This window comes from Natrinema pallidum (genome assembly GCF_005890195.1).
GTDB lineage: Archaea > Halobacteriota > Halobacteria > Halobacteriales > Natrialbaceae > Natrinema > Natrinema pallidum.
The window spans coordinates 1,825,310-1,841,198 of sequence record NZ_CP040637.1 but is presented as its reverse complement, the minus strand read 5'-3'; the positions used below and the strand labels follow the sequence as shown (position 1 = coordinate 1,841,198).

Here is a 15,889-nt window from a genome sequence, read left to right as displayed (position 1 = left end):
TCGTCCCTCGATCGTGACCGCTCGGTCGCTGCGCCGTCACCCGGTTCGATGCCCGTCACGGTCGGTGGCCGAGTCGAACGTTTATTACTGACCGATTCGAACGGAACGTATGAAACTGGTCGACTACGAACTGTTCCAAGTGCCGCCCCGATGGCTTTTCCTGAAACTCGAGACGGCGGACGGATCGATCGGTTGGGGCGAACCGATCGTCGAAGGGCGAGCGAAGACCGTCCGAACCGCCGTCGACGAGATCATGAACAGTTACCTCCTCGGAACGGACCCACACCGGATCGAGGACCACTGGCAAGCGATGTATCGGGGTAGTTTCTATCGCGGCGGACCCGTGTTGATGAGCGCCATCGCGGGCATCGATCAAGCGCTGTGGGACCTCAAAGGGCGAACGTTCGACGCCCCGGTATACGAACTCCTGGGCGGGAAGTCACGCGACAGAATTCGGGTCTATCAGTGGATCGGCGGCGATCGAGTCGAGGAAATCGGTGCCGAAGCCGAGCAGTTGTGTGACGTCGGCTACACCGCGTTGAAGATGGACGCGGCGAACCAGATGCGACACCTCGAGCCACCGGCCGTGGTGGACGAGGTCGTTTCGCGTGTCGAACACGTTCGTGAGACCGTGGGTCAAGGCGTCGATATCGTCGTCGACTTCCGGGGACGAATCTCCAAGTCGCTCGCGAAACGCATCGCGCCGAAACTCGAGCCGTTCGGTGTCACGTTCATCGAGGAACCGGTGTTGCCGGAGAACCTCGAGTGTTTGCCCACGCTCGCATCGCAGACCACGGTTCCGCTGGCGACGGGCGAACGGCTCTACTCGCGGTGGGATTTCAAGCCGCTGTTCGAACGAGGCGGGATCGATGTCGTCCAGCCGGACGTCTCCCATGCCGGCGGCATCTCCGAGATGGTTCGGATCGCGAACATGGCCGAGGCACACGACGTGGCAGTGGCCCCGAACTGTCCGCTCGGACCGATCGCGCTTGCGGCCTCGTTGCAAGTGAGCGCAACCGTTCCGAACCTCTTGTTCCAGGATCACGGGTTCGACATCTATCCCGCCCCGAAGAGCGCGGCCGACGACTACCTCGACGACGCCTCCGTCTTCGAGTTCACCGACGGCTATCTCGATCCGCTCGACGGACCCGGACTGGGTATCGAAATCGACGAGGACGCCGTTCGGGAGCGGTCCCAGCAGAACTTACACTGGCACAATCAGGTGTGGCGGCAGGCCGACGGGAGCATCACCGAGTGGTGACCCGAAGCGACCTGTTTTGTTTCGCTGTCGGAAACAAACGGGACCGATCCGGGACTGTTTGGTTGCTCGCCCCAGTAGCATCGATCTGCATTTACACACGTATGGTTGTAATTTCTTGAGTGGTCGCCGCCATGAGAGACTCGTCTCGATGGTCAGTAGCTCTCGTTTCGCACAGCGCAACAAATCGAGCACGGACCGCGCCTCAGGTGGGACGGACCGCAGGTCGACCACGAGACGAATAGCTCGAATCGGATACCGCACCCGCAGTCACGGTCGTCGCTCGTCGACAGTCCGACGTACCACCGGCCGGCACTCGGACGGCGGACCCGGTCTCGCTGTTTTCGTTGCCGGTCACTCGAGATAGGCGCGCGTGGTTTCGTGAAACGGGCGGAATCCCTCGGCGCTGTCGACGCCGGTTTGTTTCCCTAGGACGGTGTTTTCGGCGGCTACGCCGTCCACGAGGTTGTCGAACTCCGCATCGATACCGCCGTGGGACTGGAGGAACTCCACCTGGGACTCGTGTTGTCTGATCGCATCGGCCTTGACCTCCTCGTAGCCGGTAATATCGACGTAGATCGACGGCTCGAATTCGGACGTGGGCTTCCCGAAGTAGTAGACGTTCTCCGGATCACAGGGGTCGGACGGCGTCTCGACGCGGGGCAACGACGCCATGTAGTAGGCGTCGGTGACGAGTCGCGACGTGACTCGGTGATCCGGGTGCATGTCGTCCCGATAGTGCGTGAGGATGACATCCGGCGCGAACGTTCGAATCGTCTCGACGATCGAGAGTCGGTTCTCGAGGGAGTATTCGATGCGGCCGTCTTCGAACCCGAGGAACTCGACCTCGGCAGCACCGAGCGTCTCGCCCGACCGACGCGCTTCGTCCTCGCGGACGGCGGCGATGTCGGTCGTCGACTCGAGTCCGCCGTACTCGCCGCTGGTAAGGTGGGCGATGGTAACCGTGTCGCCCCGGTCGGCGTGTTTCGCGAGCGTCCCACCGCAAAATATGTCGGCATCGTCCGGATGCGCAACGATGGCTAATAGCTCCATGGACGTGTCGACTGACGAATGGGAGCGTCATAATAATTCCGGCTCGGTCGGGTTCGGGTTAAATCGGGGTTCGCCGCCGCTACTGCTCGGCAGCCGTCTCAGCAGTGAGGCTCGACCGCAGCAATCGTCTCGCACTGAAGAGAATCCCGGGGACGTTTTCCTCGAATCGCTTGCCGGAGAGTTCGTCGGCCCAGCCCGAGACGAAGATCGCGCCGGTCAGCGATTCGGTCGAGAGACCGACGGCAACGCTGTTGACGCGCGAAAACTGTTCCTGTCGGTCGAACGCGACCCCACGATCGCGGATTCGATCCAGCTCGGCACGTAACTCGGATTCGTCCGTAATCGTGTACTCGGTCCGCGCCGGCCGCCGATCCTCGAGCAGTGCCTCGAGCGCGTCAGTCGACTGCTCGGCGAGGATCGCTTTTCCGGCGGCGCTACAGTGACGGAATCGCGTGTTGTACGCCGGGAACCCGTGCTCGGCGTGAGTCGTGGAGAGATAGATGTCGACGACCCGCCCGTCGTGTTCGATCGCGAGCCCGGCCACTTCGTTCGTCATCTCGGCGAGTTCGTCGACCGGATCGACGGCTGCGTGCCGCAACTCGGTTCGGGAGCCGGTACGTACCCCGTAGTCGAGGAACTGAACGGACGGCAGATAGCGTCCGTCGGAGCGGTCGACGTATCCGAGTTCGTGTAGCGTCGACAGGTGCTTGGAAACGGTGCTTTTGCTGAGGTCCGTTCGATCGGCGATGGCCGTCACACCGATCGGCTCCCGCGAGTCGGCAACGATCTCGAGAATCGTTATCGACCGAACGGTGGCGTCGATCGTGGTATCGGTCCGCATGGGAATCGGTTCGTCTCGGCTCTATATAGTCGTTTCCGTGTCCGAAACGCCCGAAACCAACGTTCAACGTAAATTACTTATATGAAGTAATTGAAGTAATCGAACGCGATAGATGAGTGATCAGACTGTCTACGACGAGTTAGGAGTGCCACGTGTAGTCAACGCCGCCGGGACGAAAACACGGATCGGTGGCAGCCGGATCCGGCCGGAAGCCGTCGAGGCGATGGGACGAGCAGCGACCGAGTTCGTCAGGCTCTCCGATCTCCAGGCGAAAGCGAGCGAGGTGATCGCCGACGCGACGGGAGCGGAGGCCGGCTACGTTACGTGCGGTGCGGATGCTGGACTGCTTCTCGCCGCGGCTGCGGCCCTGGCAGGGGACGATCCCGGAACGATGGACCGGTTACCGGATACCGACGGCATTCCGGACGAGATCATCATGCCACGGACACACAGAACCGGCTACGATCACGCGTTCCGGACGGCCGGGGCAACGATCGTCGATGTCGGCACGAACGACCGCGTCCTCGGGACCGGATCGACCGCAGTCGAGCCCTGGGAGATCGAAGCCGCCATCTCCGAGCGGACGGCGGCGATCGGCTACGTCCAGAAACCGTACACCGAACCCGCCCTCCCGACGGTCACGGAAATCGCGTCCGCACACGACGTTCCGGTTATCGTCGACGCAGCTGCGGAACTGCCGCCGACGGAGAACCTCTCACGGTTCATCGAAGAGGGAGCGGATATCGTAGTCTTCAGCGGTGGGAAGGCGATTCGCGGCCCACAGACGACCGGCATCGTCGCCGGTCGGAGCGATCTCATCGAATCGATCGCGCTCCAACAGCTCGACATGCACGCTGCCGAGGAGGTCTGGCAACCGCCGTCACCGCTCGTCGACGGCGACCGTCTCGACGGCGTCCCACGACAGGGGATCGGCCGGCCGCTAAAAGTCGGCAAGGAGGAACTCGTCGGTCTTCTCGTCGCCCTCGAGTCGTTCCTCGAAGCCGATCACGACGCCGCGCGGGGCCGATGGCGGCGTGAGGCGGAGCGCATTATGGCCGCGCTCGAGTCCGTCGAGGGCATCGACCTGACGCTCGACGACGATGACGTGTCGGTCGCCCCGGAAGTCGTGGTCCACGTCGATACGACCGCGGCGGCGTGCTCCGCGACGCAACTCGTTCGAACGCTTCGGACGGACTCGCCGCGAGTGTTCGTCGGTGCGGACCGCCTCGACGAAGACATCGTCACGATCAACCCCATGTGTCTTACGGAGGCCGAACTGGACCACGTGATCGCTCGCATCCGGACGTCCCTGACTGCGACTCAGTAACCATGATACTAGTGACCGAAACGCATATAATGGCCGTCAGACGTTATCGGAGTGGACGATGAACGAAATTGCAACCGACGACGCACCCGCAAGTATCGGTCCGTTTTCCCAGGCGATCCGCGACGGCGACCGGCTGTACGTCTCCGGACAAGGGCCGGTCGATCCCGAATCGGGGGAGATCGTCGCCGACGACATCGAGACACAGACGCATGCCGTCATGGAGAACCTCGAGACCGTTCTCGAGGCCGGACACAGCTCCCTCGGGAACATCGTCAAATCGACGGTGTTCGTCACCGATATGGACGATTACGAGGCCGTCAACGCGGTGTACGAACAGTACGTAACCGACCCGTACCCCGCCCGGAGCGCCGTCGAGGTATCGGAGTTGCCGATCGATATCGGCGTCGAAATCGACGTGATCGCACGGGTCGACTCATGAAAGCGATCGCCGTCGAACGCGGCGATTCCCGGCCGCGTCTGATAGACAAACCACGTCCCGATCCCGACCCCGGCGACGCACTGGTCCGAACGCTCAGGGTCGGGATCGACGGAACCGATTTCGAGGTGATCGAGGGGACACACGGCGGGTTCCCCGCCGGGAGCGACCACCAGGTCCTCGGCCACGAAGCCGTCGGCGTCGTCGAAGACCCGAACGGGACCGATCTCGAGGCGGGGCAACTCGTCGTCCCGACCGTTCGCCGTCCACCGGGCGACGCGACCGAGTACTTCCGGCGCGGGGAGCCCGATATGGCACCGCCGGACGAGTGCCTCGAGCGAGGGATCGACGGCGCGCACGGGTACATGGCCGAGTACTTCACGAGTCCGGCGGCGTTCCTGGTCCCGATTCCCGACGCGTTCGCAACGACCGGGGTCCTAATCGAACCGATGAGCAATACGGAAAAGGCACTCGAGCACGCCTACGCATCGCGGTCGGCGTTCGATTGGCAGCGCGACGCGGCACTCGTGCTGGGGAACGGGCCACTCGGCCTGTTAACGCTGTCCAGATTGCAATCGGAGTTCGATCGGACGTATTGTCTCGGTCGACGCGACCGACCCGATCCGACGATCGACCTCATCGAACGATTGGGGGCGACCTACGTGGACTCGCGTGAGACTCCCGTCGCCGACGTTCCGGCGGTGTACGAGCCCATGGACCTCGTCTACGAGGCAACCGGGTACGCGAGACACGCCTTCGACACGATCGATGCGCTCGATCAAAACGGCGTCGGCGTGTTGCTCGGGCTCCCGGGAGACGACGAGTTCGACGTTGCGGGCGGCCGACTCCACCGCAGGCTCGTCCTGGGGAACAGAGCGATCGTCGGCAGCGTCAACTCCCACATCGAACACTTCGAAGCCGCCTGTGAAACGCTCTCAGCGCTCCCCGACTGGTTCGGTGACGAACTGATCACGGACACGTTCGAACCGGCCGCGGTCGATGAGGCGTTCGAGGCGGCTCCGGATCGGATCAAGACCGTCATCGAGTTCGATTCACGCTGACCGGTTTCGAGTGCTGATCGAGCAGCGGTCGCCCAGCGACGCGACTCCGCCCACGATCGAGCAGCCGGGACGGACGTCCCCGACGGCTCGGTCACGATCGCGAGGACTGTGATCACTGTCGCCGACGAAGCCGAGGGAACATGGCGATTCGATACCGATCGAAATAATAAGATATTATACTACACCTGATTCCTGTACTTGTTCGATATTTTTGCAATACTGTCACTCCTGTTTCCACCCGCTATGGCGATCTTATCGGAGTAGGTGATGTCTGAACGGAGAGCTTTCCGCTCTATCACCGCCAGACGATGCGATCGAGCGCCTATAGACTGTCGCATATGGATGAATAACTTTCGAGCTTTAAGCGGATCTGTCGCAATATATGTCTAACTGGGCTCATAAGTGGTTCCAGTGTCCGGTCTCTCGAGAGAAGGGCGTGACTATCGTCGTGATTCACGGTTCGAACGCAGTATAGTGTTCTCCAGTCTTGCCTATATTTTGAATTACTAATCAAAACACCTATTTGGAATGGGTGTTCTACGGACTGGACCAACCCTCGTATCGTCCGTCTCCTCGATCGGTCTCCCGTAGGACGGGTTCGGCACGGCGATTTTCCCATCGCCTGGGGACTGGTAGCCCGCCTGTGGGCGGATCCCGATGTGCAGTGTTGCTCCCTGGGTTCAGTCCGGGCTTTCCCGCGGCGGAACGCCGGCGATGCCCGTATCACAGACGATGCAGGCGGGGAGGCCGTGTTCCGCCGTAAACTGGTCGAACAATTCGGAGAGTCGCACGTCGTGACTCGCCAGAACCCCGCCGGGCGAAACCCGTGGTAGCGCCGTCTCGTACTCGAATTTCATATGTGGGAGTCGGTGATCCGAGTCGTGGAGGAACAGATCGACGGGGCCGACGGCCGCGAGCAGGTTCGGCAAGACCTCGCGTGCGTCACCCAGATGTAGGTCCCACCGGTCGCGACAGCGATCCGGGATCAGGTGACCGTATTCGAACGGCCCCGGCGGGCCACCGGGCAGATCCAGCGAGTGGAGCGTTCCGCCACCGTTCTCGGCCATCGCGGCGAGGATGTGCGCATCGAACGAACCGAACAGAACGCCGGTCTCGACGGCAGTTTCGATCTCGAGGGCGCGACAGACGACGTACAGCGTCACTCCGTCGCGCCAGTGGGTCGTGTCGGTCGCGACGCCGGCCTCGTGAATCGCATCGACGCGATCGGCATAGCGTTCGTGAAACCACTCGAGGTCGTCGTACTCGCGTTCGTACGCCCGCAGTTCGGCGGCCGACGCCGGGAGCACCGCCGCCAGTCGGTCGGCCCGGTCTCGCGTTTCGCGGCCGTAATCGAGGCGGCGGCGCTCGAGTCGCAGCCGCGCCTTCCGAACGGCGTAGATCGCGTCGCGGAGCGCGCCCGTCACCGGTAGCCCAGCGCCTCGAGGCGCGATTCGATGTCGCCACCGTGGTCCTCCGTCCGCTCCGTGCCGTCCGCGCCGTGCTGGCGAAGCCCCGTCGGGAGGGCGGGATCGCAGGTCCCGCGATCCCGGCCCTCGCGGATCGCCCAGGGAACCCGGCGGAGGGCGGGGACCGGCGTTCCGGGGGGATGCGACCAGACGCCGAACTCGCCGATCGCGTTGCCGTGGTCGCTGGTCATCGCGACCCGCCCGTCGCAGTTCGTGAGCAGACGCGTGAGATCGTCGAGCACCCACTCGAGGTTGTCCCGGTAGGCCGCCCAGACCGCCTCGTAGGAGAGGTCGCCGTCGCGCAGTCGCAGCCAGGGATCGTTCATCGAGTCCGTCTCGTCGGCATCGTCCTCGGCGTCGGCCAGCGCCTCGAGCGCCTCGCGGTCCGCAGGGTCGAGGGCCTCGAGATCGACATCATCGTCGTCGTCCCCGTCGGTGAATTGGCCCCAGTGTTCGATGTCGGCCGAGCCGAAGAACCACTCCGGCTGCGACCGGAACGGGGCGTGGGGCTGCATGTAGTGGACGACGATGCGGTCGATGCCCAATTCCCGGCGATGTCGCCAGATCGCGATCGCGGCGTCGGTCAGCGGCGCGGGCGGAATCGTCGAGATGTCGTCGTCGACCCACCCGTCGCGCCAGGCCTCGTGGAAGACGCCGAAATCGTCGGCCGTGAGCGGCAGGACATCGTCGGAGGTGACGAGAATGTGTTCACAGGATTGGGACGAAAAGGGGTTCCCGGTCACGTAGGCGGTGCGGGCCATCTCCTCGCGGTGTTCGGGGGCAAAGGTCCGATCCATCCACTCGGCCGATTGGGACCCGACCGACCACAGCGAACCCACCGCATCGGGGCTGGGGAGCGTCTCATGGCCGGCGGCGGCCGCCTCGCGCATGAGATCGAGCCGGCAGCCGTCGAGCACACAACAGACGTCCCACTCGCGCTCCCAGATCGGCGTCGCGGGGACGAGCCGTGAGAGCGTGTCTCCGATGCATCCGGTCGCGATCTTTTCGGATAACGTCGCGAGGTCCATCAGCGTCGGCTCCTGTGTGTGTATCGGCGCGATTCTGTTAGTAGCTTTTGATCGGCGACCGGACTGTCAGCAGCCGCGACACGATCGAGTGGCCGAGCGACCTGTCCCCGCCCGGTGTCGATCGATCGAAGGCAGCAACTATGGCATGGTGTAACAAGGCTTATTATGACGGTGTTCGTAGCGTTGATCGAGGACCGACAATCCCGGTCCAGTCTGACGAAATGAGCTCCTCACCACCGGATACCGAGACGTACGAAGTCACGCTCTCCAGAGACGAACGCTGGGTCGTCCACCACGTCCTCGCGACCCGCCTCGACGAGGCACTCGACGCGGACGAACGGCCGCCCGAATGGGTACTCGAGGCGATCGACACGCTCGAGACCGACGGCGACACGGACCGGCTCACTGCCACCCAGGCCGATCGCATCTATGACGCGCTCGCCGTGTACGTCGACCGCGAGGAGACGCCCGACCGGGACGTCGATCACGGCACGGCCGCCCTCGACCAACTCGAGGACGGACGGAACGCGCAGGCGTAGCCGACGCACCGCTCACCGGTTCGTTTTCGCCGACCGTATCGCGTCGCTCAGCTCGCCGTCGGCCGCGTTCAGGGTCGCGTCGTCGCCCAGACGGCGGTGATCGCGAGCAAGAGTGCGGGCACAAGCGGGAGAATCAACAGTGCGAAGCGATACCCCTCCGCACCCGGCGGGACGAGATAGATGGCCGCCGGAGCGACGAGGAAGGCAAAACACAGGACGCCGACGAGAACCCAGCCGCGCCAGTCGAACTCGCGGTCGACCGTCGCGGGGTGGGGCGGTTCGTCCCCCCCGCTGTCGGCCGGCCCGTCGCCCTGTTCGCCGTCGGCATCGGTATCGAACGCCGCTGGATCGTGGACGTAGCCGCCGTCGTCGCTCGAGCTCACTATCGGATCGTTCGACCGCATCGTCAAAGCCCTCACGGTTGGCCGACCTGACAGGTCCGTCCCCGAGCGGCGAGCGAGCGGGACGCGGTCGCGTCCGTGCGGCGGTCGTCGGTTAGCGTTCGCTGTCCGGGCGAACGACGACCTTGCCGAACCCTTCCCGGTTCTGGATGATCTCGTGGGCGCGTGCGGTCTCGCTCATCGGAAGGTCCTCGCGGATCGCGGGCTCGAACGTCCCGTCCCAGACGAGTTCCATCACGTCGTCGACCTGATCGGGCGTCGCCATCGTCGAGCCGATGATCTGGAGCTGGTTCCAGAAGATACGCGGGATGTCCGTCTCGGGATTGCCGCCGCCGGTGCCGCCGCAGGTGACGAGCCGGCCGCCCTTGGTCAGGCTCTTCAACGAGTTCTGCCAGGTGGGCGCGCCGACGTGTTCGACGACCACGTCCACGCCCCGGCCGTCCGTCTCCGAGAGAACCCAGTCCGCGAAGTCCTCCTCCTCGTAGTTACAGACGTGATCCGCGCCGTGGGCCTCGGCGTAGTCGAGTTTTTCCTCGGTGCTGCCGGTCGCGTAGACCTCCGCGCCCGCGTAGTCGGCGATCTGCAGTGCGGCGTGGCCGACCCCGCCGCTTGCGCCAAGCACGAGAACCGTCTCGCCGGCCTCGAGGTCGGCACGCTCGATGAGCATCCGCCAGGCGGTCTGAAAGACCAGACAGCTCGAGCCGGCGACGTCCCAGTCGACGTGCTCGGGAACGGGGATCAGGTTGTCCTCGGGGATCGCCGCGTATTCGGAGTGGACGCCGGTGACGTGTTCGCCGATGATGTGGTATCGCGGATCGAGCGTCGGGTCGTCCATTCGAAGGTCGCCACAGCCGGCCGAGAGCGCGACGCGATCGCCCTCCTCGAAGCGCGTGACGTCCGCGCCGATCTCCGTCACGACGCCGGCCCCGTCGCTGCCCGGAATGTGGGGCATCTCGAGGTCGATCCCCGGCATCCCCCGCCGGGTCCAGATGTCCAGGTGGTTGAGTGCGGCCGCCTTGATGTCGACCAGCACCTCGTCCCGGTCGATCTCGGGGTCGGGGTACTCCCCGTACTCGATGACGTCGGTGTCGCCGTGCTCCGCGAATTGAACTGCCTGCATATACGCAAGCCAACGGAAACGCCGCGCATAACAGTTTGGCTACCAGCAGCCGGCGGTTGCTGGCCACAGCCGTCCGATACAGCCGGACGGTGGACCACGACCTCCGCCGCTCTAAGCTGGCTGTCACGACCTGTGGGGTGAGAGCCTGCCGCTGAAACCGGCGGGCGATGACATCTCACGGGATGGGAGCACCTGTGACAGTGCCAGGACCCACCGAGAGACGAGCGACGACCCCTCTCGGCTTTCCACGGGTCGGAACCCGCTGCCAGCAAGAGCGAGAGTTATAGTAGCAACTGAAACGATTGACACACTGATCGCAACGCCGTCGTGCGATCAGGTGTGCATTGACGTTCAGTTGCTACTATCGCTGGCATTCCCATGCCGGGAAGCCGCGCCGTTTACGGCGCGGAGGACGTCACCCAAAGCGGAGACGCGTGTGCGTAGTTTTTACCCGCCGGCTTTCGAAGGCGACGTATGAACGAGCCGACCACCAGCGACGCCGACCCCGACGACGGGACGCTCTGTACCGGCGTCGTCACGGTCTCCTCGAATCGGAGCCTCGCTACCGACGAGGCCGGCGAGGCGATCATCACGGCGCTCGAGGACGACGGCAACGAAGTCACGGTCCGCGAGCACGTCGGCGCGGACCACGACAAGGTCCAGTCGATCGTCTCGCGACTGATCGATCGCGACGACGTCGACATCGTGATTTCCGCCGGCGCGACCAGCGTCGAACCGACCGACATCACGCTCGACGCCGTCGAGCCGCTCCTCGAGAAGGAACTGACCGCGTTCAGCGAACTGTTTACCTTCCTGGCGTACGACCGAGTCGGAACGAAAACCGTCGCCGCGCGGACCCTCGCGGGCGTCGCCGACGGAACGCCGGTCTTCTGTCTCCCCGGCGACGCCGACGCGGTTCGCCTCGCGCTCGAGGAGATCATCCTGTCGGAAGCGCCCATGCTCGTCGGGCTCGCACGCGAGGAGCCGGACGAGGACGACTCGACCGACGCGGATGCGGCCGACGGAGGTGCCTGACATGGGCGCTTCCGACCGTGATGGGGACGCGACCGACCGGCTCGACAAGGACGCCGTCCGCGAACGCGTCTGGGACGACCTGCAGGAACGCGGCGAAGCCCGCTTTCCGTTCCCGCCCCACGGCCGCATTCCGAACTTCGCCGGGGCGAGCGAGGCCGCCGACCGACTGGCCGACCAGCCCGAGTGGGCCGAGGCGACGACGATCAAAGCGAACCCCGACGCACCGCAACTCCCCGTCCGGCGGCGGGCGCTGCGCGAGGGCAAGACGGTCTACATGGCCGTGCCGCGGCTGGCCGACGAGCGGTGTTTCCTGAAGCTCGATCCGGACGACCTCGAGGACTACGACGCGGCGACCACCGTCTCCGGCTCGTCGACACACGGCGAACAGGTCGGCCCGGGCGCGATCGACCGCGTCGACCTGATCGTCTCCGGGAGCGTCGCGGTCACCGAGGAGGGCGGCCGGATCGGAAAGGGAGAGGGCTACAGCGACCTCGAGTACGCCGTCCTCCGGGAACTCGGTCTCGTCGACGACGCGACGCCCGTTGCGACTACCGTCCACGAGCGACAACTGATCGCGGCGTCGGTCGCGATCGAGGCCCACGACGTCGCGATGGATCTCGTCGTCACGCCCGAGCGCGCGTTCCGTCCGGAGGGGAGCGCGCAGCCGACCGGTATCGATTGGGACCTGCTCACGGACGACCGACTCGCGGAGATTCCGGTTCTGGAGCGGCTACGGCCCTCGTAGCGCGATCCGGGTGACTGCGGGGCGGTCGCTGGTGATGGATCGACTGGAGCCGGCGGCGTCGACAGAAGGGGGGTCCATCCCCGGGACGCGACGGAATCCGCCGCGTCCCGATGCCAGAATCGCAGGGTGTGACGCGAGCCGGTGGGGTGGGCCCGCGTCAGCGAAATCGGTTGGCAGTGGTGGGGGAAGGGTGCTGTGGTGGGGTTGCTGGAAGTCGCGGGAGCAGTGGTGGGTGCCATCGGTGGGGCCTGCCCGTCGACCTCCATCGCGACATAGCGGCGGCTATCACTTGAACGGGGGTGATGGTACACCGATTTTACGCCGAGTTCCGCCGAGTTCAATTCGATTTTATTCGGTCGAAATCGGCGGTGAGAAAGTTTATACTGCTGAGACAGCCGTTCGAAAAACGGACGGGACGAAACGGCGATACTGGCGACCGAATCGATGCCCCAACCGCCAGCCTGGCTCGGCGGTCGGGTCCGAAAGCGTCAGTCGACGAGTTCGTCGGCGACGACGCTCGCGTCCATCAACTGCGGATCGATCGCGATGTCGAGTTGCCCCTTGACGAACTCGGGAACGGTCCGGTGGGCGTAGACGACGGTCCGGACCTCGTCGTTCAGATCGCAGACGATCGGGATCGTCGTCGCCTGTCCGACATCGGTCAGGACGTACAGGTCGGCCGTGACGACGCCAGCTTCCTCGAGTTGGGGGCGGGAGATGACGCCGTCGAGTCGGCTCACCGTGACGCCTTCGCTCTCGAGTGCAGCCCCAATGTCGTCCTCGTCGGGACCGGCGACGACGGCAGTCGTCGCGGAACTCATTCGTACTCGATCGTCGCGGGCGGTTTGTGGGTCACGTCGTAGACGACGCGGGCGACGTTCTCGTGGGAGCCCGTGATCCGGGACTGCATCCGTTGGAGCGTCTCCCAATCGATCTCCTGGGCGCGGGCGGTCATCCCGTCGCGTGACTCGACCGAACGGACGGAAACCACCCAGCCGTGGACGCGGTTGTCTCCCTTGACGCCCGTCGCCTTGCCGATGACGGCCGCCAGCGCCTGCCACGGCTCGTACTCCTCGAGTTCCTCCTCGACGACGTGGTTGGCCTCGCGTGCGACCTCGAGTTTCTCCTCGGTGATCTCGCCGATGATTCGGACGGCGAGCCCGGGACCGGGGAACGGCATCCGCTCGGAGACGACCTCCTCGAGACCGAGATGGCGCGCGACTTCGCGGACCTCGTCCTTGTAGAGGTCGCGGACGGGTTCGACGATCCCCTCGAAGTCGACGACCTCCGGAAGGCCGCCGACGTTGTGGTGGGACTTGATCCCGCCCTCGCTCTCGATGCGATCGGGGTAGATCGTTCCCTGCACGAGGTAGTCGGCGTCGGCGTCTTTCGCCTCGCGCTCGAACTCCCGGATGAACTGCTCGCCGATAACCTCGCGTTTCTCCTCGGGATCGGTGGTTCCCTCGAGCGCGTCGAGGAATCGGTCTTTCGCGTCGACGATCCGGAGCGATTCCATGTAGTCGAAGGTTTCGCGGATTTGGTCGGTCTCGCCTTTCCGCATCAGGCCGGTGTCGACGTAGACGGGCGTGAGTCGGTCGCCGATCGCTTCGTAGGCCAGGGCGGCGGCGACCGAGGAGTCGACACCGCCCGAGAGGGCGATGACGGCGTTGGCGTCGCCGATTTCCTCGTCGATCTCTGCGACTGCGTCTGGAACGAACGTTTCGGTGTCTACCATCAGTGGGTTACCTCGGTTTCGGTGTCGGTATCCGCATTCTCGGGGTCGCGCTCGGCCTCGTCGTCGGTCCGCTCGAGGGTCGCTTCGACGAGTCCGAGGAAGGGCGGACTCGGCTGACCGGGTCGTGACGTGTACTCGGGGTGGAACTGCGTCCCGACGAAGAACGGATGCTCCTCGAGTTCGAGGATCTCCATCCGGTTGCCCGCGGTGCCCGAGAAGACGAGCGGTTCGTCCTCGAAGGCGTCGAAGTACTCGGGGTTGACCTCGTAGCGGTGGCGGTGCCGTTCGCTACAGGAGGTGTCCCCGTACAGGTCGTAGGCGAGCGTCTCGGGCTCGATGACCGTCGTGTGCTCGCCGAGTCGCATCGTGCCGCCCATGTCCTCGACCTCGTACTGCTCGGGCAGGATGTCGATGACGGGATGGGGCGTGTCCGTTTCCATCTCGGCGGAGTGTGCTTCCTCGAGACCGAGCACGTTCCGGGCGTACTCGACGACCGCCATCTGGAAGCCCAGACAGAGTCCGAGGAACGGAACGTCGTTCTCGCGGGCGTACTGAACCGCGCGGATCTTCCCTTCGGAACCGCGCATCCCGAACCCGCCGGGAACGATGACCCCGTCCATCCCCTCGAGTTGGCCGTCGTGGCCCTCGCTCAACTCGTCGGCCGCGACCCAGTGGACGTTGACGTCGCTGCCGACCTCGAAGCCGGCGTGTTTCAGCGACTCGTGGATCGACATGTACGCGTCCTCGAGATCGTACTTGCCGACCAGTGCGATGTCGATCTCGCCGTCTTTCTCGGTCGTGACGATCTCGCGCCACTCGTTCGCCCGCTCGCCTTCCGGCAGGGCCTCGTCGGCGAGTCCGAAGTGCTCGAGGACGTACTGGTCTAACCCCTCGTCTTCGACCATCAGGGGCACGTGATAGACGTCCTCGACGTCGGGGTTCGAGAACACCGCTTCCGTGGGAATGTCACAGAACAGCGCGATCTTCTCCTTCGTTTCGGGATCCAGCCGGTCCTCACACCGGCCGACGATCACGTCCGGCTGGAGGCCGATCGAACGGACCTCCTTGACCGAGTGCTGGGTCGGCTTGGTCTTTTGCTCGCCGTTTTTCGAGTACGGGACGAGAGTCACGTGGGTAAAGAGGACGTTCTCCTCGGGTTCCTCGTGGGCGAACTGTCGCAGGGCCTCGAGGTAGGGCATCCCCTCGATGTCGCCGACGGTGCCGCCGACTTCGATGATACAGACGTCGGTGCCTTCCGCGGCCTCGCGGATGCGCCGCTTGATATCGTCGGTGATGTGAGGGATGATCTGGACCGTCTTGCCCAGGTAGTCACCCGCGCGTTCCTTCTCGATGACGTGCTGGTAGGTCTTGCCCGTCGTGATGTTGTGATCCGAGGTCATGTCGATATCGAGGAATCGTTCGTAGTTCCCCAGATCGAGGTCGACCTCGCCCCCGTCCTCCAAGACGTAGACCTCCCCGTGCTGGTAGGGGTTCATCGTTCCCGCGTCGACGTTCAGGTACGGGTCGATCTTCACCGCGGTGACGTCGAACCCGGCGTTTTTGAGGAGTCGGCCGGTGCTTGCGGCCGTAATCCCTTTGCCGAGTCCCGACATGACGCCGCCGGTGACGAAGATGAACTTGTTCCCCAGCGAGGGGTCATAATGAGTGTCCGATTCCGTCGGCATACCGAGTGTGCGCGCGACCGCTTGAAAACGATTTCGGGACCGCACCGCCTCCGACAGATGTTGTCACTCCCGGTCAGCGGAGCCACCCTCGTGTTCGCCGAACCACCACATTATCGAGAGCAACCGCCGCGTCGCCGACCCATCCGTTGGCCGCCGTCT

Annotated in this window: 16 protein-coding genes; 7 read left to right on the top strand and 9 right to left on the bottom strand. The window is 64.5% G+C overall.

All coding sequences use genetic code 11. From position 1 onward, the window contains the following. The first annotated feature begins 109 nt into the window (after window positions 1–109). Window positions 110–1,261 carry a galactonate dehydratase gene (dgoD, locus tag FGF80_RS09140; RefSeq protein ID WP_138653507.1) on the top strand — a complete coding sequence of 384 codons (1,152 nt, stop codon included), beginning with the start codon at window positions 110–112 and terminating at the stop codon, window positions 1,259–1,261. A 351-nt stretch (window positions 1,262–1,612) separates the two neighbouring features. On the opposite strand, the gene FGF80_RS09135 is transcribed toward dgoD, so the two are convergent. Then, the gene (locus FGF80_RS09135; protein WP_006183771.1) at window positions 1,613–2,311 is read right to left on the bottom strand and encodes a PIG-L deacetylase family protein; all 699 of its coding nucleotides are present in this window, start codon (window positions 2,309–2,311) and stop codon (window positions 1,613–1,615) included. Between the two features lie 79 nt (window positions 2,312–2,390). Further along, window positions 2,391–3,152 carry an IclR family transcriptional regulator gene (locus FGF80_RS09130; RefSeq protein ID WP_138653505.1) on the bottom strand — a complete coding sequence of 254 codons (762 nt, stop codon included), beginning with the start codon at window positions 3,150–3,152 and terminating at the stop codon, window positions 2,391–2,393. Between the two features lie 112 nt (window positions 3,153–3,264). Between FGF80_RS09130 and FGF80_RS09125 the strand changes: the two genes are divergently transcribed. Genes FGF80_RS09125 through FGF80_RS09115 form a run of 3 tightly spaced genes read left to right on the top strand, consistent with a single transcriptional unit; the run spans window position 3,265 to window position 5,976 of the window. Continuing rightward, window positions 3,265–4,479 carry an aminotransferase class V-fold PLP-dependent enzyme gene (locus tag FGF80_RS09125; RefSeq protein WP_138653503.1) on the top strand — a complete coding sequence of 405 codons (1,215 nt, stop codon included), beginning with the start codon at window positions 3,265–3,267 and terminating at the stop codon, window positions 4,477–4,479. Window positions 4,480–4,537: 58 nt separating this feature from the next. Further along, window positions 4,538–4,918 (top strand): Rid family detoxifying hydrolase, encoded by a 381-nt coding sequence (locus tag FGF80_RS09120; RefSeq protein ID WP_138653501.1) that lies wholly within the window; start codon window positions 4,538–4,540, stop codon window positions 4,916–4,918. Then, a complete protein-coding gene (locus FGF80_RS09115; protein ID WP_006183775.1) occupies window positions 4,915–5,976 on the top strand; it encodes a glucose 1-dehydrogenase in 1,062 nt (353 codons plus the stop codon). Before FGF80_RS09120 ends, FGF80_RS09115 begins: the two co-directional genes overlap by 4 nt. Before the next feature lie 680 nt (window positions 5,977–6,656). Here FGF80_RS09115 and FGF80_RS09110 read toward each other — a convergent pair. Further along, entirely contained in the window at window positions 6,657–7,400 is a 744-nt protein-coding gene (locus tag FGF80_RS09110; protein ID WP_138653499.1) for a class I SAM-dependent methyltransferase, read from the bottom strand. Beyond that, on the bottom strand, window positions 7,397–8,470 hold the full coding sequence (locus FGF80_RS09105) for an alkaline phosphatase family protein (RefSeq protein ID WP_138653497.1): 1,074 nt from the start codon (window positions 8,468–8,470) through the stop codon (window positions 7,397–7,399). Before FGF80_RS09105 ends, FGF80_RS09110 begins: the two co-directional genes overlap by 4 nt. A 221-nt stretch (window positions 8,471–8,691) precedes the next feature. On the opposite strand from FGF80_RS09105, the gene FGF80_RS09100 reads away from it, so the two are divergent. After that, window positions 8,692–9,009, top strand: a complete 318-nt coding sequence (locus FGF80_RS09100) for a DUF7853 family protein (protein ID WP_006183778.1) — start codon at window positions 8,692–8,694, stop codon at window positions 9,007–9,009. Between the two features lie 68 nt (window positions 9,010–9,077). Here the strand turns inward: FGF80_RS09100 and FGF80_RS09095 are convergent, their stop codons facing one another. Further along, on the bottom strand, window positions 9,078–9,392 hold the full coding sequence (locus FGF80_RS09095) for a hypothetical protein (RefSeq protein WP_138653495.1): 315 nt from the start codon (window positions 9,390–9,392) through the stop codon (window positions 9,078–9,080). Window positions 9,393–9,504: 112 nt separating this feature from the next. Next, window positions 9,505–10,530: a zinc-binding dehydrogenase gene (locus tag FGF80_RS09090; protein WP_006183781.1), complete on the bottom strand. Its 1,026-nt coding sequence runs from the start codon at window positions 10,528–10,530 to the stop codon at window positions 9,505–9,507. A gap of 474 nt (window positions 10,531–11,004) precedes the next feature. Between FGF80_RS09090 and FGF80_RS09085 the strand changes: the two genes are divergently transcribed. Both FGF80_RS09085 and FGF80_RS09080 read left to right on the top strand, forming a co-directional pair. Then, a complete protein-coding gene (locus FGF80_RS09085) occupies window positions 11,005–11,565 on the top strand; it encodes a MogA/MoaB family molybdenum cofactor biosynthesis protein (protein ID WP_138653493.1) in 561 nt (186 codons plus the stop codon). Next, on the top strand, window positions 11,543–12,310 hold the full coding sequence (locus FGF80_RS09080) for a 5-formyltetrahydrofolate cyclo-ligase (RefSeq protein WP_138653491.1): 768 nt from the start codon (window positions 11,543–11,545) through the stop codon (window positions 12,308–12,310). Before FGF80_RS09085 ends, FGF80_RS09080 begins: the two co-directional genes overlap by 23 nt. Before the next feature lie 488 nt (window positions 12,311–12,798). Here the strand turns inward: FGF80_RS09080 and FGF80_RS09075 are convergent, their stop codons facing one another. From FGF80_RS09075 to pyrG, 3 genes are read right to left on the bottom strand one after another with little or no spacing between them, the layout of a single operon-like run. Continuing rightward, entirely contained in the window at window positions 12,799–13,131 is a 333-nt protein-coding gene (locus FGF80_RS09075; protein ID WP_006183784.1) for a DUF7126 family protein, read from the bottom strand. Then, window positions 13,128–14,045 carry a glutamine-hydrolyzing GMP synthase gene (gene guaA / locus FGF80_RS09070; RefSeq protein WP_138653489.1) on the bottom strand — a complete coding sequence of 306 codons (918 nt, stop codon included), beginning with the start codon at window positions 14,043–14,045 and terminating at the stop codon, window positions 13,128–13,130. Before guaA ends, FGF80_RS09075 begins: the two co-directional genes overlap by 4 nt. Further along, a complete protein-coding gene (pyrG, locus tag FGF80_RS09065) occupies window positions 14,045–15,730 on the bottom strand; it encodes a glutamine hydrolyzing CTP synthase (protein ID WP_138653487.1) in 1,686 nt (561 codons plus the stop codon). Before pyrG ends, guaA begins: the two co-directional genes overlap by 1 nt. Between the last annotated feature and the right edge of the window lie 159 nt (window positions 15,731–15,889).